The 22296-nt window shown below is 36.3% G+C and carries 17 protein-coding genes and 1 riboswitch; of the genes, 14 read left to right on the forward strand and 3 right to left on the reverse strand.

Translation table 11 applies throughout. The features are described from left to right. Positions 1-215 precede the first annotated feature (215 nt). The 7 genes from glcT (at position 216) to HMPREF3270_RS04385 (ending at position 12039) form a co-directional block, all read left to right on the forward strand. Positions 216-1076 carry a glucose PTS transporter transcription antiterminator GlcT gene (gene glcT, locus HMPREF3270_RS04355; protein WP_037556387.1) on the forward strand — a complete coding sequence of 287 codons (861 nt, stop codon included), beginning with the start codon at positions 216-218 and terminating at the stop codon, positions 1074-1076. Positions 1077-1203: 127 nt separating this feature from the next. After that, positions 1204-3228 (forward strand): glucose-specific PTS transporter subunit IIBC, encoded by a 2025-nt coding sequence (gene ptsG / locus HMPREF3270_RS04360; protein WP_023015247.1) that lies wholly within the window; start codon positions 1204-1206, stop codon positions 3226-3228. A gap of 121 nt (positions 3229-3349) precedes the next feature. Next, positions 3350-5428 (forward strand): glucose-specific PTS transporter subunit IIBC, encoded by a 2079-nt coding sequence (ptsG, locus tag HMPREF3270_RS04365; RefSeq protein ID WP_070848651.1) that lies wholly within the window; start codon positions 3350-3352, stop codon positions 5426-5428. Between the two features lie 163 nt (positions 5429-5591). Then, the gene (locus HMPREF3270_RS04370) at positions 5592-6818 is read left to right on the forward strand and encodes an AI-2E family transporter (protein ID WP_031262556.1); all 1227 of its coding nucleotides are present in this window, start codon (positions 5592-5594) and stop codon (positions 6816-6818) included. 144 nt (positions 6819-6962) lie between these two features. Then, positions 6963-9488 (forward strand): bifunctional lysylphosphatidylglycerol flippase/synthetase MprF, encoded by a 2526-nt coding sequence (gene mprF / locus HMPREF3270_RS04375; RefSeq protein WP_070848652.1) that lies wholly within the window; start codon positions 6963-6965, stop codon positions 9486-9488. Between the two features lie 197 nt (positions 9489-9685). Beyond that, a riboswitch (SAM riboswitch) is annotated at positions 9686-9783 on the forward strand. Positions 9784-9842: 59 nt separating this feature from the next. Continuing rightward, positions 9843-11123, forward strand: a complete 1281-nt coding sequence (locus HMPREF3270_RS04380) for an O-acetylhomoserine aminocarboxypropyltransferase/cysteine synthase family protein (protein WP_070848653.1) — start codon at positions 9843-9845, stop codon at positions 11121-11123. A gap of 1 nt (position 11124) precedes the next feature. Then, on the forward strand, positions 11125-12039 hold the full coding sequence (locus HMPREF3270_RS04385; protein WP_070848654.1) for a homoserine O-acetyltransferase/O-succinyltransferase family protein: 915 nt from the start codon (positions 11125-11127) through the stop codon (positions 12037-12039). A 65-nt stretch (positions 12040-12104) separates the two neighbouring features. Here the strand turns inward: HMPREF3270_RS04385 and msrA are convergent, their stop codons facing one another. Further along, positions 12105-12623, reverse strand: coding sequence for a peptide-methionine (S)-S-oxide reductase MsrA (gene msrA / locus HMPREF3270_RS04390; RefSeq protein WP_002480875.1), 519 nt, complete (start codon positions 12621-12623; stop codon positions 12105-12107). A gap of 140 nt (positions 12624-12763) precedes the next feature. On the opposite strand from msrA, the gene HMPREF3270_RS04395 reads away from it, so the two are divergent. Further along, positions 12764-13780, forward strand: a complete 1017-nt coding sequence (locus tag HMPREF3270_RS04395; RefSeq protein ID WP_002480876.1) for an LCP family protein — start codon at positions 12764-12766, stop codon at positions 13778-13780. A gap of 284 nt (positions 13781-14064) precedes the next feature. Here the strand turns inward: HMPREF3270_RS04395 and HMPREF3270_RS04400 are convergent, their stop codons facing one another. After that, positions 14065-14250 (reverse strand): 2-hydroxymuconate tautomerase, encoded by a 186-nt coding sequence (locus HMPREF3270_RS04400; RefSeq protein WP_002480877.1) that lies wholly within the window; start codon positions 14248-14250, stop codon positions 14065-14067. A gap of 159 nt (positions 14251-14409) precedes the next feature. On the opposite strand from HMPREF3270_RS04400, the gene HMPREF3270_RS04405 reads away from it, so the two are divergent. Then, positions 14410-15672: a Y-family DNA polymerase gene (locus tag HMPREF3270_RS04405; protein ID WP_002480878.1), complete on the forward strand. Its 1263-nt coding sequence runs from the start codon at positions 14410-14412 to the stop codon at positions 15670-15672. Positions 15673-15724: 52 nt separating this feature from the next. Here the strand turns inward: HMPREF3270_RS04405 and HMPREF3270_RS04410 are convergent, their stop codons facing one another. After that, positions 15725-16819 carry a prephenate dehydrogenase gene (locus tag HMPREF3270_RS04410; RefSeq protein ID WP_070848655.1) on the reverse strand — a complete coding sequence of 365 codons (1095 nt, stop codon included), beginning with the start codon at positions 16817-16819 and terminating at the stop codon, positions 15725-15727. Between the two features lie 138 nt (positions 16820-16957). On the opposite strand from HMPREF3270_RS04410, the gene HMPREF3270_RS04415 reads away from it, so the two are divergent. The 5 genes from HMPREF3270_RS04415 to trpC all read left to right on the forward strand — a co-directional run bounded on the left by HMPREF3270_RS04415 (position 16958) and on the right by trpC (position 22295). Continuing rightward, entirely contained in the window at positions 16958-17998 is a 1041-nt protein-coding gene (locus tag HMPREF3270_RS04415; protein WP_070848656.1) for a M42 family metallopeptidase, read from the forward strand. Between the two features lie 543 nt (positions 17999-18541). After that, positions 18542-19951 carry an anthranilate synthase component I gene (locus tag HMPREF3270_RS04420; protein WP_070848657.1) on the forward strand — a complete coding sequence of 470 codons (1410 nt, stop codon included), beginning with the start codon at positions 18542-18544 and terminating at the stop codon, positions 19949-19951. Further along, a complete protein-coding gene (locus HMPREF3270_RS04425) occupies positions 19948-20571 on the forward strand; it encodes an anthranilate synthase component II (RefSeq protein WP_070848658.1) in 624 nt (207 codons plus the stop codon). The genes HMPREF3270_RS04420 and HMPREF3270_RS04425 overlap by 4 nt, the downstream gene beginning before the upstream one ends. After that, a complete protein-coding gene (gene trpD / locus HMPREF3270_RS04430) occupies positions 20516-21532 on the forward strand; it encodes an anthranilate phosphoribosyltransferase (RefSeq protein ID WP_070848659.1) in 1017 nt (338 codons plus the stop codon). The genes HMPREF3270_RS04425 and trpD overlap by 56 nt, the downstream gene beginning before the upstream one ends. Beyond that, positions 21516-22295 (forward strand): indole-3-glycerol phosphate synthase TrpC, encoded by a 780-nt coding sequence (gene trpC, locus HMPREF3270_RS04435; RefSeq protein WP_070848660.1) that lies wholly within the window; start codon positions 21516-21518, stop codon positions 22293-22295. Before trpD ends, trpC begins: the two co-directional genes overlap by 17 nt. Position 22296: the final 1 nt, after the last annotated feature.

Below are 22296 nucleotides of genomic sequence, written 5' to 3' on the forward strand. Positions count from 1 at the left end.
GTGATTATCACCAGTCCTAAATAGTATAGAGCCATTTTTTTAGAAGTATAAAAAATGACAAATTATTGTATTTCTAGAGAAGAAAAACATGAAATAATAAAAAATAGTCCAAGTATGTACAAGGATATGGTAAAATAATTTCTAATTCAGCGCTATCAATAGTGAAATGGGCTATAATGAATAGGATAGAGTATTGAGGAGAAAAGGTGATCTTCATGAGCAGCTACGTGATAGAGAAAGCATTAAATAATAACGTCATCATCTGTAAAGATGAAACACAACAGCACGAAGTCGTTCTTATCGGAAAAGGTATCGGTTTTAATAAGAAAAAAGGGATGCGCTTATCTGACAAAGCAATGATTGATAAAGTTTATAAATTAGAACATAAATCTGAACAAGAACATTATAAAGCATTAGTAGAGATGGCTGATGATGATGTTTTACAATCAATTATTGAAGCGATTGATATCATCACGAAAGCGGATCGCTCAGTTGATGATAATGATTTAGTCGTCGCGTTAACGGATCATATCTTGTTTGCGTATAAACGTATCAAACAGCAGCAATTTATTAAAAATCCATTCTTAATTGAAACGAAACAGCTATACCCTGAATCATATCAAATTGCGGTTCAAGTGATAGAGCATTTAAACGGCTTGTTAGATATTGATTTTCCAGATGATGAAATCGGCTTTATCGCGTTACATATCGCAAGCAGTAAAGATGATTTAACTTTAAGCGAAGTAAGATTGACGAATGAGATTATCAATAAAAGTGTTCAAATTATGGAACATGATTTAGGTTATACAATTGATACAAGTTCGATTATCTATCAACGCTTTATCCGCCATATCCAATTCTTAATCAGACGCTTGCAAAAAGGTGAAACTATTCAAGTCAATGAAGATTTCGGAAACATGTTGAAAGCGCATTATCCCGTGTGCTATAATATAGCTGTTAAAATCATTAAAATGATGCAGCAGCATCTTGAAGTTCCTGTCTATGAAGCGGAACTCTCGTATCTGACGTTGCATATTTATCATTTTGCGAATAAAAATCAAAATCATAACGTGTAACTAATTCGATTAGGCATGAGTCATGAAAGTTGGTCGTACTTCCAGCTTTTATTACTCATGCCTTTTTTCTTTGCTGCTATGTCGCTAGGTGATGTTTACAACTTTATAAATTTAGGAGGAAACTTTTATGTGGAAAAAGTTTTTCGGTCAATTGCAACGTATTGGTAAAGCGTTAATGCTTCCTGTTGCGATCTTACCGGCAGCGGGTTTACTTTTAGCATTAGGGAACGCCTTTCAGGGCGATGCGCTTCAAAGTTTACTGCCTTTTATTAAAGTAGAAGGTGTTCAAAACGTTGCGAAAATGATGGAAGGTGCCGGTGGGATTATCTTTGATAACTTGGCCATTATCTTCGCATTAGGTGTCGCAATCGGGTTGGCTGGCGGAGATGGTGTTGCAGCTATCGCAGCATTCGTCGGTTTTATCGTATTAAACAAAACAATGGGAATGTTCTTAAATGTAACACCTGAAAAAGCAGCAGATGCTGCAAAAGGTTTTGCGACAGTATTAGGTATCCCGACACTGCAAACGGGTGTGTTTGGCGGTATCATTATTGGGGCTTTAGCGGCCTGGTGTTATAACAAGTTCTATAACATCTCGCTGCCAAGTTATTTAGGATTCTTCGCAGGGAAACGTTTCGTACCAATTATGATGGCGACGTTATCATTTATTTTAGCGTTTCCAATGGCGATTGTTTGGCCATTTATCCAAGGCGGCTTAAACGCATTCAGTGAAGGTTTATTAGCATCAAATACAGGATTAGCTGTATTCTTATTCGGTTTCATTAAACGTCTATTGATTCCGTTTGGTTTACACCATATTTTCCATGCACCGTTCTGGTTTGAATTCGGTTCATACAAAAACTTAGCGGGTCAAATCATTCATGGTGACCAACGTATCTTTATCGAACAAATTCGTGATAACGTACCTTTAACTGCAGGTAAATTCATGCAAGGTGAATTCCCAGTTATGATGTTCGGTTTACCAGCAGCAGCACTTGCGATTTATCAAACAGCGAAAAAAGAAAATAAAAAAGTGGTTGCTGGTTTAATGTTATCTGGTGCTTTGACATCATTCTTAACAGGTATCACTGAACCTTTAGAATTCTCATTCTTATTCGTAGCACCATTATTATTCTTCATTCATGCAGTATTAGATGGTTTATCATTCTTAATTCTTTACTTATTAGATGTGCACTTAGGTTACACATTCTCTGGTGGATTTATCGACTTCTTCTTACTCGGTATCTTGCCGAATAAGACACAATGGTGGTTAGTTATTCCAGTTGGATTGATTTATGCGGTTATTTACTATGTTATCTTCCGCTTCGTCATCCAAAAAATGAACTACAAAACACCAGGTCGTGAAGACAAAGAGATGCAGACATCTACAGTTTCAACAAATGAATTGCCATTCAAAGTGTTAGACGCGATGGGTGGCGAATCTAACATCAAACACTTAGATGCATGTATTACACGTCTACGTGTAGAAGTAAATGATAAAGCAAAAGTAGATGTACAAGGTTTGAAAGATTTAGGTGCTTCAGGTGTGCTTGAAGTCGGTAACAACATGCAAGCGATCTTTGGTCCGAAATCAGATCAAATCAAACATAATATGCAACAGATTATGGATGGTAAAATCACATCTCCTGAAGAAACTACAGTGATTGATGAAGGTGATGCAACAACGAAAGTAGCGCAAACAGGTGACGCAGTGATTTATGCACCGATTACAGGTGAATTAGTAGATATTACAGAAGTACCAGATAAAGTATTCTCTGAAAAAATGATGGGAGACGGTATCGCAATCAAACCAGATAATGGTGATGTTTATGCACCATTCGACGGTACTGTGAAAATGGTCTTCCCAACAAAACATGCGATTGGTATTGAATCAGAAGATGGCGTGGAATTATTGATTCACTTCGGTTTAGAAACTGTTAAACTTGAAGGTCAAGGTTTCGACATCTTAGTTAAAGAAAACGATAACTTCGTTTTAGGCCAACCTTTAATGAAAGTCGACTTAGATTACATTAAAGAACATGCTGAAAGTACGATTACACCAATCGTCGTTACAAATTTAAATGATCGCACATTAGAAGTGTTACAACATGGCCATGTTAACCATGGTGATAAAGCAGTCTTAATTAAATAGAAACAGCTACACAGAAACAACACCTTAGACACTTTAATCGATGCGTCATGCACATTGAGCACGAGCTATGAAACTCTAGGAGGTTTCTAGTTCGTGCTTTTTTTATACAAGGAGGTTATCTATGAAACAGTTATTCAAATTCTTTTTTGGACAATTACAACGTATTGGTAAAGCCTTAATGTTGCCAGTGGCGATTTTACCGGCAGCCGGGATCTTACTGGCGTTCGGTAATGCGATGCACAACGAACAAATCTTACACTACGCACCTTGGATGGAAAATCATTATATTCAGATGGTCAGTCAGATTATGGAAGTATCTGGTCAGGTTATCTTTGATAACTTGCCATTACTCTTTGCGATGGGGACAGCACTTGGTTTAGCAGGCGGTGATGGTGTTGCTGGTATTGCGGCACTAGTCGGTTATTTAATTATGAATGCGACCATGGGTAAAGTCGTAGGTATTACAATTGATGATATTTATTCTTATGCTGAAGGGGCTAAAACGTTAGGACAATCAGCAAAAGACCCGGCACATGCTTTGATATTAGGCATACCGACCTTACAAACAGGTGTATTCGGCGGGATTATTATCGGGGCTTTAGCAGCAATATGTTATAACCGCTTCTACAACATTCAACTTCCTCAATTTTTAGGATTCTTTGCTGGGAAGCGATTTGTACCGATTATTACATCATTAGTCGCAATCGTGACAGGGATTGTTTTAAGTTTTGTATGGCCACCTGTTCAAGACGGCTTAAATAACTTATCTAATTTCTTATTAGGTAAAAACTTAGCTTTAACGACATTTATTTTCGGGATTATTGAACGTTCACTTATTCCATTTGGTTTACATCATATCTTCTATGCACCATTTTGGTTTGAGTTCGGACATTATACAAATGAAGCGGGTAACTTAATTCGTGGTGACCAACGTATTTGGATGGCACAATACCAAGATGGTGTACCGTTTACGGCAGGGGCTTTTACCACAGGTAAATATCCATTTATGATGTTCGGTTTGCCAGCAGCAGCGTTCGCGATTTATCGTCAAGCGAAACCAGAACGTAAAAAAGTAGTCGCAGGTTTAATGTTATCAGCAGGGCTTACAGCCTTTTTAACAGGGATTACAGAACCATTAGAATTCTCATTCTTATTTGTAGCGCCGATTCTTTATGTTGCACATGTTATTTTAGCAGGTTCTTCATTCTTAATTATGCATTTATTAGGCGTTAAAATCGGTATGACCTTCTCAGGCGGTTTTATTGATTATATTTTATATGGCTTATTATCATGGGATCGTTCCAATGCGTTATTAGTGATTCCAGTCGGTATTTGTTATGCAGTTGTATACTACTTCTTATTCACATTCTTAATTAAGAAAATGAACTTGAAAACACCAGGTCGAGAAGATCAAGAAGTGACACAAACGAACGTGTCAGTGAGTGAATTACCATTTAAAGTATTAGATGCGATGGGTGGTAAAAACAACATTAAACATTTAGATGCATGTATTACACGCTTACGTGTAGAAGTGAATGATAAGTCTCAAGTAGATGTTCAAGAATTAAAAGATTTAGGAGCATCAGGTGTCCTTGAAGTCGGCAATAATATGCAGGCGATTTTCGGACCGAAGTCAGATCAAATCAAACATGATATGCAACAGATTATGGATGGCAAGATTACGTCTCCGTTAGAAACGACAGTAACAGAAGATGGAGATACAGAAACAGCAGAAGTTGTAGCTGAGGGCGGTGCAGTAATTTATGCGCCGATTACAGGTAAAGTCGTTCCACTTTCAGAGGTACCTGACCAAGTATTCTCTGGCAAAATGATGGGAGATGGTTTTGCGATTCAACCATCTAAAGGTGAAGTCTACGCACCATTTGATGGTACAGTGAAGATGATCTTCCTGACCAAACATGCACTGGGTTTAGAATCTAAAGACGGCGTAGAATTATTAATTCATTTCGGCTTAGAAACCGTTAAATTGGAAGGCCAAGGCTTTGATATTTTAGTTGAAGCAGGGGATAAAATTGTACTGGGCCAACCGTTGATGAAAGTAGATTTAGATTATATTGAGAAACATGCGGATAGTACTATCACACCGATTATCGTCACAAATCAAGAACAACCAGAAATAGAGTTGGTTCATGAAGGTGAAGTGACACATGGGGATAAAATCGCTATAGTCAAACCATAGTAAAACAAACACAAACTGGTGTCTAAATTCTTTTAGGCATCAGTTTTTATTTTTAGGGTTAGGGGTAAAGAGTAGCGTTGGAGGGAATGATAAATAAAAAGTTTCTTTTTTTACAAAATAGCGATAAAATATGATTAATCAATAGCAAGGAATGGTGAAGTACATGGAAAATAATGATAAACCGAAGCGTTTTTCGCTGAGTGAAACACGGTTTATGAGATTTATCGGAGGTAAGAACTTGATGTTCGGTCTTCTGATGTTGATTATGATTGGATTAACAATATTTATATTTGATAAAGTATCGTACATATTCCACCCGTTTGTGATCATATTCAATACGATTGCAGCGCCGGTTATTTTAGGTTTGATCTTATTCTACTTGTTAAATCCAGTTATTCAATTTATGGAGCGTTATAATATCCCAAGACTATGGGGGATTATTATTCTGTTTTGTTTCGCTGCAGCGGTGATTGCGTTAGTGGTTAATTTACTAATTCCAGTCATCAGCGATCAAATCAAAACGTTCGCGCATAACTTCCCACGTTATGTAGATAAATTTAATGAAATGGTTGATCAAGTAACCAGCTGGTCGCATTTTGCGGGTATGTCTGATTTCTATACGCAAATTCAAGATCAGCTTGATAAAATAGCGAAGAAAGTACCGACAATGGTTTCAGATTTCTTTGATGGTTTCGGAACGAAGATTATGTCAATCGCTGAAGCGGTTGTGAATATTGGTGTGGTTATCGTCACAACACCATTCGTACTCTTCTTCTTCTTAAAAGATGGTCATCGCTTCAAAGCAGGTTTAACAAAAGTGATGCCACCGAAATATCGTCAAGATGTGCATGAAGTAATTGAAAGCATGAGCTTACAAGTAGGTTCATATATCCAAGGTCAAATCATTGTATCATTTTGTATCGGTATCTTACTCTTTATCGGTTATTCGATTATCGGTTTAGATTACAGCTTAGTTTTAGCGAGTATTGCGGCAGTCACTAGTGTGGTTCCTTATTTAGGACCAACCATCGCAATTTCTCCAGCTATTATTATGGCGTTGATTACATCACCGATTATGTTAGTAAAATTAATTGTTGTGTGGACAGCAGTTCAATTTATTGAAGGTCACTTTATTTCACCTAACGTTATGGGTAAAACATTAAAGATTCATCCTTTGACAATTATCTTTGTATTATTATGTGCAGGTAATTTACTTGGTATTGTGGGTGTCATTCTCGCAATTCCTGGTTATGCGGTCATTAAAGTGTTAGTCACACACTTATTCGGTATGTATAAACGTCGTTATAACCGTTATTATGGTCAAGATTCAGGACCTTATGAAGTTGCTGATGATGAGTGGGCAGATAATCCGAATAATCAATTGAAGTAAAGTAACGTATAAGGCATGACACTTTTGTTAGGTGTCATGTCTTATTTTTTTGGTGCTTTGACATATAGTTATGTGGTAACATTTTGGTATATTATAAATCATTTCATGAATTGCTTGAAATGGTGTGAGGAATTGAGGGAAACAATGTCAAAACAATTAAAAGGTCGATTAATCACCGGTGCGAAAATTGTGTTTGCGACTGTTCTTTTTATCTTAGTTGTGACGACTTTATACAAAGAACTCTCAACCATGAACTTTAAAAAATTATTTGTACTGTTTGAAAAATTGAATCGTGTTGAATTAACGAGTCTGTTAGTTGCTGGTGGCTTATCTATATTATTATTAAGCCTGTATGATGTGACGATGGTACGGACTTTAAAATTGAAAATGTCTTTATTTAAAGTATTACGTGTCAGCTATATTATCAATGCGTTGAATTCTATTATCGGATTTGGAGGCTTTATCGGTGCGGGTGCACGTCTATCAGTCTATAAACCTTACGTGAAAGATACGAAAACGTTATTGCATTATATTTCATTGGTTTTATTATCGATGTTGACTGGTTTAAGCATGCTGTCGATTCTAGTCGTGACCCATGTCTTTAATGCGAAACATTTACTGAATGATTATCCAGTAGTACATGTTTTACTCTATGTGGTCGCATGTTTCTTGCCTGTATTTATCTTTATCACAATTAAAAAACCAGTAGAACCGTCTCGTCGTTTTACAGGTGTCTATTTAACACTAGTGTCAGGTGTGGAATGGTTAGCCGCAAGTTTTGTACTCTATTTTGCATTACGAATTGTCAACTTAGATGTGTCATTCACATCATTTGTCGGTATCTTTATTATTGCGGCGATTGCCGGGTTAATCAGTTTTATTCCTGGTGGTTTCGGGGCATTTGATGTCGTGATTTTAGTCGGCTTGAAGCACTTGAATTTACCAGAAGAAAAAATTGTCTTAGCGTTGATGTTATATCGTTTTGCGTATTATATCATTCCAATGATTATTGCGTTAATCTTATCAATGTTTGAGTTCGGTACTTCAGCTAAACGTTATATTGAACAATCGAAGTACTATACACCAGCAAAAGAAGTGACTTCATTTTTATTTTCATATCAAAAATCTATCACTTCTAAAATTCCATCGCTTTCTTTAGCAGTACTGGTCATGTTTACGAGTTTAGTCTTTATCTTAAATAACGTCAGTATTATTTATGAAGGCTTATATGATCCGAACCATATGTTTTATTATATTGTGGTGACGATTCATACGAGTGCTTGTTTAATTCTGATGTTGAACGTTCGCGGTATCTTTAAACAAAGCCGCAGAGCCATATTATTTGCGATGGTTTCTATCGTGTTGATCTTTGTGATTACAGTGTATACGAATACCTCATTTTTATTAATTACGTGGTTGCTTGTGGTATTTGGTTTATTGATTTATGCCTTTATGAAAGCACAAGTCTTAAAACGTCCGATTCGTTTACGCCATATAGTTTCAATGCTGATTATTAGTATTGTTATGTTGACACTGAATCACTATATGATTGTCTTTGTATTAGATGCGGTAGATGCTTATCGTATTGAAGTAGATAACTCAATGTTACGTTATTACTTATGGTTGACCATTCTGGTGGTTATTATTATCGTGACGTTTATTGTCTGGTTATTTGAAAATGCGTATCGTAAAGATTATCCAGCCAATGATATCGAACAGTGTGAAGCGATTATCGAAAAATTCGGCGGCAACTATTTAAGCCATTTGCTTCATAGTGGAGATAAAACTGTGTATATGGATGAATCGAAAGAAGCGTTTGTGATGTATCGCTTTAAACTTAATTGTATTGTGGTATTAGGTGATCCGATTGGTAACCCTAAACGATTTAATGATTTGTTTGAATCGTTGTACCATTATGCTAGAGATTTGGGTTATGAAGTGATTTTCTATCAAGCGACAAATCGTCATATGCCGCTATATCATGATTTTGGTAACCAGTTCTTTAAATTGGGTGAAGAAGCGGTCATTGATTTAACAACATTTACAACTTCTGGTAAAAAACGCAGAGGATTCAGAGCAACGTTAAATAAACTAGAAGATCAAAATGTCCATTTTGAGATTATAGAACCGCCATATACAGATGAATTCCTTAAAGAGTTAGAAGATATTAGTGATCAATGGTTAGACGGTAAAAATGAAATGCATTTCTCAGTCGGCCGTTTCACACATGATTATTTATCTAAAGCACCGATTGGAATTCTAAAAGAAGAAAATGGCCGTGTCATCGCATTCTGCAGTTTAATGCCGACGTATTACAATGATTCCATTTCAGTAGATTTAATTCGTTGGTTGCCAGATGTAGATTTACCGTTGATGGATGCGCTCTATCTGCATATGTTGTTATGGAGCCAAGAAAAAGGCTACAAAGCATTTAACATGGGTATGGCGACCTTATCCAATGTCGGTCAAAATGAATACTCATATTGGAATGAACGTGTCGCAGGTAAAATCTTTGATAACTTTAATACGTTATATCGCTTCAGCGGTTTAAGACGTTATAAAGATAAATTCAAACCAGAGTGGGAACCACGATATTTAGTTTACTCAAGACATAGTTCTTTATGGCAAAGTATGATTAAAGTATTGTTAGTGATTCGCTCTAAACATTAGTTGAACCGTTTTATAATGCAAGGTGCATATAAAGATCGAGGCCAAAAAAGGTCTCGGTCTTTTTTAATGGTTTACGATTAAACGTATGTAAACTTTGTTATCCAAATATTTTATTTTAATCCAAAATTCAGAAAACTAAGAAAAGTCTATTGACATTGTCTGAATTTCAGTCTATACTCTGAATAAATTAATAAAAAAACTTATCAAGAATGGTGGAGGGACTGGCCCTACGATACCAGGCAACCTATTTAAGTTAGGTGCTAATTCCAGCAGGTGAAGACCTGAAAGATAAGCCCGTAGCGAGTCTATCTTTTTCAGGTAGGCTCGTTTTTTACATTTAAGGAGGAAATGAACATGACAAATGATTTTAAATTCGAAACGTTACAATTACACGCAGGACAAGAGGTAGATGAAGCATCGCATTCGAGAGCAGTACCGATTTATCAAACAACATCTTTCACATTTGATGATACACAACATGCGGCGAACTTATTCGGCTTAAAAGAATTAGGTAATATTTACTCACGTTTAACAAACCCGACAGTAGCAGTGTTTGAAACACGTGTAGCAGAACTTGAAGGCGGTGTCGCTGGGGTTGCGGTAGCTTCAGGTATGGCTGCAATCACATATGCGATTCAAACTGTTGCAGATGCAGGTGATCACATTGTCGCAAGCTCTACGTTATACGGTGGTACACATACATTATTTGCACATACGTTACCTAAATTCGGTATTGATGTTTCAATCGTAGACAGCAAAAACTTTGATGAAGTTAAAAATGCGATTAAAGAGAATACAAAAGCACTTTATATCGAAACAATCGGTAACCCTGAAGGTAATGTTGAAGATATCGAAAAATTAGCAGAAATTGCACATGAAGCGGGTATTCCATTAATTGTTGATAATACATTTGCTTCTCCATACTTAATCCAACCAATCAAATACGGTGCGAACATTGTGGTACATTCAGCGACTAAATTTATTGGTGGTCATGGTACTTCAATGGGTGGTGTTGTCGTTGATGGCGGTAACTTCGATTGGACACAAAACGATAAATTCCCAAGCTTAACAGAACCTGATCCATCTTATCATGATTTAGTGTTCACTGAAGCGTTCGGACCAGCTGCTTTAGCGTTCAAAGTCAGAACAACATTATTACGTGATACAGGTGCAGCACTTTCTCCATTTAATGCTTTCTTATTACTACAAGGTTTAGAAACATTATCATTACGTGTTGAACGTCATGTTGAAAACGCAGAAAAAGTTGCGAAATTCTTAGAAAACCATGACAAAGTTGAATGGGTTAAATATGCAGGCTTACCATCAAGCGAATGCTATGATTTAAAAGAAAAATATTTACCTAAAGGTGCAAGCTCTATTTTCACTTTCGGTGTCAAAGGCGGTTATGACGCAGGCATTAAATTTATCGAATCTTTAGAACTCTTCTCTTTACTTGCGAACGTCGGCGATGCGAAATCATTAGTGATTCATCCGGCTTCTACAACACACGCACAATTAAATGAAGAAGATCAATTGAAAGCAGGTATTACACCTGAAACAATCCGTGTGTCTATCGGTCTTGAACATATTGATGATATTATCGCTGACTTAGAAAAAGGATTAGACGCGATTTAAGATGTTGTTTATTGATAGCGTTCCGATTCTGCCTGTACTAAAAACAGAGCAAATCGAATTTAAAGAGAAGCGTATACCTGAAGGTTTGAATTTATTGATTGTTAATTTGATGCCGGTGAAACAAGATGCTGAAAGACAGTTGCTGAGACTGCTTGGCTTGACGAGCTACGCAATTAATGTTGACTTCATCTATCCGGTTACTCACAAATCGCAGTCTGCTTCTTATAATCATGCAGAACAGTATTATAAAACGTTTGAAGCTGTCAAACATCGCCATTACGATGGCATGATTATGACAGGGGCTCCTGTAGAACATCTTGATTTCTCTGAAGTCTATTACATCGAGGAATTAAGAAAGATTTTTGATTGGTCGAATACACATGTGAAACAACGTTTGTTTATTTGCTGGGGTGCGCAATTTGCTTTGAATTATCGCTACGGTATTCATAAGCGAATGTTTAAAAAGAAACTCACTGGAATTTATCGCTATCATATTTTACAAGCACATCCTGCGTTATCTGAAATACCAGAATACATTATTCCGCAATCTAGAGGTTCTTATATGGATCCAGGAGAAGTCATGGAAGAAGAAGACTTAAATGTGATTACGTATAGTCCCTATACGGGTATAGACTTTATCTCTAATCGCAATCAAACAGATTTATTTATCGGCGGTCATTTTGAATATGAGAATGATACGTTGTTAAATGAATTTAAACGTGATAGTGATAAGTCAAAAGAAACTGCAGTTAAACCTAAAAACTACTTCAGAGGAGATTCTCTAGACTTGTTGCCAGCCCATTGGATTTCTTATGCGCAACAATTATTCCAAAACTGGACGGATATGATGTATGCATCGCGTTGGTCAAATGCAGACCAAACAGCAGAATCAATTCTAAAACAAAATAAAGCATAGAAAAAATGCGCAAGTCTGTCATCAATCATTATGATGAGCTTGCGCATTTTTATATGATAATCAGCTTATGAGTCTTTTCGTTGTTGTTTGATGGCTTCACGTTGTGCTTGTTCTTCTTGATAACGTTCTGGATTCTTTTTATAGAAGTCTTGATGATATGTTTCTGCTTCATAAAATGTCGCAACAGGTAAAACCTTCGTCGCAACAGCTTTATCTTTGTTGATAGTTGATTTTAATGACTCGATATATTGTTCAGCGGTTTCTTGTTGGTCTTCATTAGTATAGAATATAGCTGTACGGTACTGTGAGCCTCGATCTTGATATTGACCTTCAGCGTCGGTAGGATCGATGACTGAAAAGAAAATCTCAAGTAATTTATTGTATGAAATTAAGGCAACGTCGTACTCTATTTTAACGGTTTCTAAATGACCGGTTTGACCTGTTTTAACTTGTTCATACGTGGGATGATCAACAGTGCCTCCCATGTAGCCGGATGTAACTTTTTCAACACCATCAAAGGTATCGAAAGGTTTAGTCATGCACCAAAAGCATCCCCCGGCAAAATAAGCTGTATTGATATTCATTCAATCTATCCTTTCTTTTTATGGGACCTTAGTACCATTTGCTTAGAAAATACTTGATTTTTAAAAGAAAATTATATAACTTTAGTATGTATTAATTATATTACATAGGCTGTTAATTTTGAAGTATAAGGTTGGTTAAAATGACAAATGAAACGAATAATGACAATTATAAACGAAGCAGTGGCGAACAACCGCTTCCGAAACGCACCAAGAAACGCATGCGCAAACTTCCGTTTGTGATTTTAGGTATCTTAATTGTATTTATTATTATGGTTGTATATGCGGTGTCTGGGTATAGAAGCGGTATTAATTATGCGAAAAAACATAATTCAAATATGAAAGTAGAGAAGTTTAACGGTCCTGTTAAAAACGACGGTAAGATTTCTATTTTACTCTTAGGGGCAGACAAATCAGATGGCGGTAAATCTAGAACAGACTCTATCATGGTAGCACAATATGACTATATTCATAAAAAAATGAAAGTGGTCTCTGTGATGCGTGATACATACGCAAAAATTCCAGGTTATAGAGACTATAAAATTAATGCAGCCTATTCATTAGGCGGTGCTGAGCTTTTAAGAAAAGCTTTGGTTGAAAACTATGGTATTAACCCTGAATACTATGCGGTCGTGGATTTCGAAGGTTTCGAGAAAATGGTCGATGAGTTAGCTCCTGATGGTGTTCCGATTGATGTAGAGAAAGATATGTCAGAATTAATTGGTGTCTCACTGAAAAAAGGGCATCATAATTTAAATGGTAAAGAGTTATTAGGTTATGCACGTTTTCGTCATGACCCTGAAGGTGACTTTGGTCGTGTCAGACGACAACAACAAGTGATTCAAGCGTTAAAACAAGAAATGACAAAACCAGGTGCGATTTTCAAATTACCTAAAGTCGCAGGTATTTTACGTGGTTATCTGAATACAGATATTCCAGACTCTGCGTTAATTCAAACGGGTATGAACTTCGGTATCCGCGGTGATAAAGACGTGAAGACATTAACGGTTCCGATGAAAGGGACTTATCAAGATATTCAAACACCTGAAAGCGGCAGTGCGTTAGAAGTAGATAAGCCTGCGAATAAAAAGGCAATTGAAGAATTTTTAAATGACAACAGCAATGATAACAGCAACAAGAAAAAAGAAGGACAAAATTAACAGCGCAGTACTTTGGTTCATATTGATGGAATATATGGATTGAGTAGAAAGCAGTCGGCATATAGATGTCGGCTGTTTTTTACGTTTAAAGTGGTGTGGGTAGTCTGTATATGTGTGTAGAGTGGATAGAGATGTGAAATGAAGGAAGTTAAGGTGAAGGAGAGGTAAGTAGTAAAGAGGATAGAAATAGATGAGAGGTAAAGGTGAAAGAGGAGATAGAGAGGTAAAATAAGAAAGGTGAGAAGCGGTTAGTGTTAATGATTAACTGCTGCTCACCTTTTTTATTATTGGTCTGATTTTCTAACGCCGCCGACACCGTAATGTGTTGGTTTCATTTCTTCTAATACTACACTGATAGCGTTGCGATCAGCATTTGTAGTTTTTTCTACAGCATCTGTTACTTCTTTCACTAATGCTTTTAATTGTTCGTCTGTACGACCTTCGATTAATTTAATGTTTACTAATGGCATGAGAACGCCTCCCTTGTTTGATGTAAGTTTATTATACCACTAATGTATCGAAGAGATTAGGAATATAATAATTTTTAAAACAGAACATTTGTTCTCTTTAGTATTGAATAAGAACAAATGTTCGTATATACTAAAAGTATCAGAAGCGGGGGTGTTACAATGTATGATTACCATTTATTAGAGGATAGAGATATTTTATGTATTGACCAAAAAAGCTTCTTTGCGAGTGTATCGTGTATCTCAAAAGGTTTAGATCCTTTAAAGACAAAGCTTGCGGTGGTCGCTGATACAAAACGACAAGGTTCTGTTGTATTAGCAGCAACACCGCCATTAAAAGCCATCGGTATAACCACAGGTTCAAGATTGTTTGAAATTCCGCACCGCAATGATATTTATATTATTAATCCCAGTATGCGTAAATATCTGGACGTTTCGATTATGATTTCTAAAATTGCTTTGCAGTATGTACCACCTGAAGATTTGCATCAGTATAGTATTGATGAATTTTTTATGGATGTGACAGACAGTTATCATCGCTTCAGTAGTACCGTCCATTCATTTTGTATCAAATTGATGAAAGAAATTTATGAACAGACACAGATATACTGTACAATCGGTATCGGTTCAAATATGTTGCTGAGTAAACTTGCGATGGATATTGAAGCAAAACATAATGATAATCGCATTGCGGAATGGCGCTATCAAAATGTGCCAGAGAAGTTATGGAATATCCAACCGTTGCATAAGTTTTGGGGGATCAATACACGTACCGAAAAGAAATTGAATAAGCGTGGGATATTTACGATTGGTGATTTAGCACATTATCCTTATCAATACTTAAAACGAGATTTTGGAATTAAAGGGATTGATTTACATCTGCATGCACATGGGATTGATCAAAGTAAAATACGGGAGAAACATAAAATTACCAATCCATCGATTTGTAAGAGTCAGATATTAATGCACGACTATACGTATGAAGATGCGAAAGTCGTCATGCAAGAGTTAATTGAAGATGTAGCAATGCGCGTTAGATTACGTAAAATGCGTGCACGTACTATTCATTTTTCTTTTGGTTATAAAGATGGTGGAGGCGTGCATAAACAGTTCACATTAGACGAACCGACAAATTTGGAAAAAGAGATTTGGAAAGGCGTAGAAAAGTGGGCAAATCAATTATGCGAAAAAGAGCTGCTTTATCGCACGCTCAGTGTTTCATTAACACAATTTGTGCCTGAAGGTATCCAACAATTAAATCTGTTTGTAGATGAGTATGAAAGAAAACGAAGTGAAGCTTTAGCGAAAGCAATTGATCAACTACAAGAAAAATATGGTAAAGGTATTGTTTCAAAAGCCATATCTTATACAGATGCTGGTACGAAATACGGACGCTTAGGTCTTATGGCAGGCCATAAAATGTAAAGAAAGCTCCCTATAAAGCTTGATGTATGCTTTGAAGGGAGCTTTTAATGATTTATAGACTGTAAGTATCGAATTCATTTAAGGCTTTAATGCCATGTTCACGATCTTCAGGTGTTTTGAAACTGATGCGTAATGCACCATAGATATCTTCTCTGACTTCCACAATATTAATGTTACTTATAGAAATATTATGTAAACTTAGTATAGATGTTACTTTGCTGATCATACCAGGTTCGTCAGGGATGTCGACGTATAATTCGTAAGAACTAGACACAGCACCTGGTTTTTTCGCTGGTAACTGATTACGGTACTCACGTGCTTGCTCGAAAAATTGATAAATACCTTCGTTATCGTCATTTTTGATTTGTGAAGCGAGTAGGGCGAGTTGTGTTTGCCATTCTTCGATACCAGATAAGATATATGCTTTATTCTCATGCATAATATCGCTCCACATTTCAGGACTGCTGCTGGCAATACGTGTGATATCTCGGAAACCACCAGCTGCTAACTGTTTAATTAACGGGGAATCTTGATCATGATTTAAACTTAAATTGACTAAAGATGCTGCAGCGATATGAGGAATATGACTGACAATACTCGTCACAAAATCATGTTCTTCAGGTGATGTAGCAATGACTTTTGCGCGTGTGGCTTGGAGTAACTGTTTAATTTCTTCTGAAGCTGCATCGTTGTCTTTTTCTGAATGCACCAGCATGTAGTAAGCATTTTCGAATAAATTCTTTTTAGCGTTTAAGATGCCTGATTTGTGGCTGCCGGCCATTGGATGTCCTCCGATCAAGTGAATGTTCTCTGCTAGTAATTGTTTTTCAAAGGCTTGAATTGTCCCTTTAGTGCTTCCAGTATCTGTAATGATCAACCCAGGTTTTGTAGACAAATTTGTAAGAGTCTTTAGATATTGAACGGTTTGTTGGACAGGTGTTGCATAAATGATAATGTCTGCTTTTGCTACTGCTGCTTCATAATCTAATACTTTTTCATCAATAATCCCAATAGATAGGGCTTTATCAAGTTGACTTGGATTAGAATCATAGGCGATGATATTGACATCATCATGAAAGTACTTGAAATTGGTAGCTAAACTGCCTCCGATTAAACCTAAACCAACAAATAAAATATTTTTAGTCAAAAGACTCACCTCTGTCTAAATTTTCAGAATAGCGATATTATAGTGTATATTTTCAAATGGTGCAAGGTCTTTCACTTATCTATTTCAATTTCTATTTGGAAAATTAATCGGTACAATAAGAGTAAGGAGGGGTCTTTTATGTCAAAAAATATTTTTGAAACTATTAAAACATTAACCGAAATTCCAAGCCCATCAGGTGATGCTTATCAAGCTATAGAGTATGTGCAATCTTTTGCGGAGGATTTAGGGTATCCGACTTATGTGACAAATAAAGGTGCATTGATGATTACAGTTAAAGGTGAAAATGATGTAGATCATCGTTGTATTACTGCACATGTAGATACTTTAGGCGCAATGGTCAAAGAAATTAAAGAAGATGGTCGCTTAGGTATTGAGTTGATTGGCGGTTATGCGTTCAACGCAATTGAAGGTGAATACTGTACGATTCATACAGATTCAGGTAAAAACTATACAGGCACGATTTGTTTACATGAAACTTCAGTTCATGTTTATAAAGACAACCATAATATTCCACGAGATAAAGAACATATGGAAATCAGAATTGATGCGGTAACACATGATGAAGAAGATACACGCCAATTAGGTATTGAAGTAGGGGACTTTGTAAGTTTAGATCCTAGAACAATCATTACAGAGAATGATTTTATTAAATCTCGTCATTTAGATGACAAGGCAAGTGTTGCGATGATTATGGATTTCTTAGAAGACTATAGCAACAATGATAAAACATTGCCTTATACGACACACTTCTTTATTTCAAATAATGAAGAAATCGGTTATGGTGCGAATGCGTCAATTCCAGGTAAAGTGAATGAATACATTGCATTTGATATGGGTGCGTTAGGTGATGGTCAAATGTCAGACGAATATACAGTGTCGATTTGTGCTAAAGATGCATCAGGACCATATCATAAAAAATTACGCCAACATCTTACACAATTGGCGAAAGAAAATAATATTCCATACAAAGTTGATATTTATCCTTACTATGGCTCAGACGCTTCAGCTGCGTTACGCGCAGGAGCAGATATAAAACACGGTTTATTTGGTGCGGGTATCGAATCTTCACATGCGTTAGAGCGTACGCATCTTGATTCAATCAAAGCGACACAACGTTTACTTAAAGTCTATCTTTATTCAGAAATGGTTGAAGATTAATTCGAAATAGTTAGAATTTTTGAATTTATGTGTTGACAACCCAAAAAAGAGCGTGTATTATTCAAAGTACATTGCAAACGACGTTAGAAGTAAACGTAGCTTATATGATTTGTAGCACACAGAAAACTGATGGTTGATGTAAATCAGTACGACATATAATGTGAATTGGGCTTTTAATGTGCAAGATCAACAATTTAAATAGTGAATAAGAACATGAAAATGTTGAACTAAGGTGGCACCACGGTAACGCGTCCTTATCGGAAGAGCGTTATTGTGGTGTTTTTATATTGAGTTAAAAAGAAAAAGAGAAATACAGTGAAGAGATAAAATGAAGTAGTTAAGCAGTTAGAGTAAATTCAGAAAGTTAGTGGTTGATGCAAACTAACCTCGCTGCCTAATGAATTGGGTTTTGTTGGAAGCTGACAATTCAATCAAGTATGAGTGGGTCATCAAACTGATGGCTAATAAAGGTGGTACCGCGCCAAAAGCGTCCTTGTTACAACAAACAAGGACGCTTTTTATTATGGGAGGAGAATTAACATAATGGATGTAGTATACAAGAGATTAAATGCTGATATTACCCCTGAAGCATTAGCACAATTAGCAGAGCGAAAAATTATTTTAGAAAGTGCAAGTCAAAATAAAACTAAAGGTCGTTATTCAGTCGTTGCCTTTGATATATACGGTGAGGTGATATTGACTGAAGATGAACTTACAATAAAAACACCAGAACAAACAATCACAGAGACGAAACAACCTTATCAAAGACTTAAAGAATATGTTCAAAGTTATTACGCAGAGATTGAAGAGGACTTATTAAAAGATCTACCATTTATTTCAGGATTTATCGGCTCATGTAGTTTTGATTTAGTCAGACATGAATTTCCAGTACTAAAGAAAAGACAAGTAGCTGATAAACCAAATCAAACTGATGTTCATTTATATATGATTGAAAATGTATATGTATTTGATCATTATAAAGAATACTTGTATGTGATATCTACAAACTTATTCTCAAATGAACCGCCTGAGGCCATTGAAAAAAGAGTAAACCAACAAATAGATGCTTTACAAAATGTTAAATTGTATCAGCCGGATACTTCTTTTGTGCCAAGTCAAAAAGATATTATTCCGAATATTCGGGATAATCAATTTATTCAAAATATTTCGAAATTTAAACAGTTAATTACTGAGGGAGATATGTTCCAAGTTGTCCCTTCAAGAATTTATCGTTATAAACATGAGTTCGGCGATAAATTACATGACTTATCTTATCAACTGTATCGTAAGTTGAAACGTCAAAATCCAAGTCCATATATGTATTACTTAAATATCGATGAACCGATTATCGTCGGAAGTTCACCTGAAAGTTTCGTCAAAGTTAAAGGTAATGAAGTTGTTACTAATCCAATTGCCGGAACAATCAAAAGGGGACAAACACCTGAAGAAGACGAAGCTAATGCACAGCAATTGTTAAGTGATGAAAAAGAGTTAAGTGAACATCGTATGTTAGTAGATTTAGGAAGAAATGATATTCATCGTGTCAGTAAGACAGGCACATCTAAAATTGAACGCTTAATGGAAATTGAAAAATATGAACATGTGATGCATATCGTTAGTGTCGTAACTGGGCAGCTAAATGAAAAAATGTCACCTATGGACATTATCGCAAGCTTATTACCAACAGGCACGGTATCGGGTGCACCAAAACTCAGAGCAATTGAACGTATCTATGAAGCACATCCGTATAAACGTGGCGTTTACAGCGGTGGTGTCGGTTATATCAACTGCAATCACGATTTAGATTTCGCTTTAGCGATTCGTACGATGTTAATTGATGAGACGTATGTAGATGTAGAGGCAGGATGTGGTGTTGTATATGATTCAATACCTGAAAAAGAATTAGAAGAAACGAAACTTAAAGCGAAAAGCTTATTGGAGGTTACACCATGATATTAATCGTAGATAATTATGACTCATTTACTTATAACTTAGTGAATATCGTAGCAGCTTACACAGATGTCGTGGTGAAATACCCTGATGATCCGACAGTCTTTGACTTACAGCCAGATGCGCTGATTATTTCACCGGGACCTGGTCATCCTGAAGATACAGACGACTTAAATCGTATTATTAAACACTTTGAAGACTTGCCGATTTTAGGTATCTGCTTAGGTGCACAGGCTTTGACATGTTACTACAAAGGACATGTTATCCAAGGTGCCAGTGTCTTACATGGCAAGATTGATACGATGCACCAATTAAAACCGACAGTCTTATACGAAGGGTTGCCTGAAGCATTTAAAATCATGCGTTACCATTCGCTCATCAGCGATCCAGAAACATTCCCAGAATCATTAGTTATTACAGGAGAAACAACGGATTGTATTCAATCTTTCGAACATCAAGATAAACCACATTATGGTATCCAGTATCATCCAGAATCTTTTGCGACTGAACATGGAACTGAGATTATTCATAACTTTATTAAACTCGTTGAGAAAGGGGCTAGCAGCCATGACACTTATTCAAAAAATCCAAACACAACCGAACTTAACGCAACAAGACATTAATACATTTATCCAAACGTTAATAAACCCGGATATTGATAATGAAACAAAAGCAGAATTGTTACGTGATTATACTGCTCGCCCATTAAATCAAACAGAAGTCACTTATTTAGTAGCAGCAATGATTCAAACGATGTATCCTGTACAACCGGTTTACCCTGGTGCTATGTGTGTATGTGGTACAGGTGGCGATAAATCAAATAGCTTCAATATTTCAACAACCGCTTCTTTCATCGTCGCTGCAGCAGGTGTCAACGTACTAAAACACGGCAACCGCAGTATCACATCCGCTTCAGGCAGCAGTGACTTACTCAATAAAATGGGAATCGCTAGTTCGCAAGTCGCTGATGTTGAAACAAGAATGCAAGAAACAGGTTTAGCCTTTTTAAATGCGACAGACACGTATCCGGTCATGAAATATATCCAACCGATTCGCAAAATGTTAGAAGGTCCAACCATCTTTAACATCTTAGGACCTATGATTCATCCATACAAATTAGAGTATCAAGTCGTAGGGGTTTACAATCCAGCGTTTGTGAAACCAATGGCTGAAACACTCTATGACTTAGGTCGAAAACGTGCCATCGTGTTACACGGCGCAAACGGAATGGACGAAGCGACATTGTCTGGAGAAAACATTATTTATGAAGTGAACCAAGAAACAGGTATTACGTCTTATCATTTAAATGCTGAAGATGTGGGCTTAACACCAGCAAGTAATGAAACATTAAAAGGCGGCACACCTGCAGAAAACTTAGAAATTACCTTAAATATTTTAACTGGCAAAGATCATTCAAGTAAACGTGATGTCGTGGTATTAAATGCTGGTATCGCATTATATGTTGCGGAAAAAGCAGATTCGATTCAAGAAGGTGTGACATTAGCACAACAATTAATCGATGAAGGTAAAGCTTTTGCTCAATATAAAAAAACAGGAGGGCAAGTGTATGACTATATTGGATGACATTGTTGAATATAAGAAATCGTTATTAGAAGAAGGGTACTATGATCGTTTATTACGTACACTTCCAGTAACCAATGTTAAATATAAAAAGAAATTAAGTGAACGTTTAAAAGAACGCAGTCATTTATCAGTCATCGCAGAAATCAAATCTAAAAGTCCTTCAGTTAAGAAATTACCTGATCGAGATTTGACACAACAAGTTAAAGATTATGAAGCCTACGGTGCACAAGCAATTTCTATTCTGACTGATGAATATTATTTCGGCGGCAGTTATGAACGCTTAAATAAACTTACACAAGAAACGACATTACCTGTATTATGTAAAGACTTTATGATAGAACCGATTCAAATTGATGTGGCATATCGTGCAGGTGCATCCATCATTTTACTCATCGTCAATATTTTAGATGATCAACAAATGCATGAACTTTATCAATATGCGAAGTCTTTAGATTTAGATGTGTTAGTAGAAGTACACAGTAAGCAAGAATTAGTGAGAGCTTATCAACTTGCGCCAGATATTATTGGTGTAAACAACCGTGATTTAACACGTTTTGTGACGAATGTCGAACATACTAATGAAATACTAGAGAATAAAAAAGATGGTTATTATTATATTTCAGAAAGTGGCATTCATATACAAGAAGACGTCGAAAAAATTGTGGGTTCAGGTATAGATGGCATCTTAGTTGGTGAATCACTTATGAAGTGTGATGATTTATCCCAATTCTTACCAAGCTTACAGTTAAAAAAGGAGCAGTAAG

This window comes from Staphylococcus sp. HMSC65H10, from assembly GCF_001839185.1.
Taxonomy (GTDB): Bacteria; Bacillota; Bacilli; order Staphylococcales; family Staphylococcaceae; genus Staphylococcus; species Staphylococcus simulans.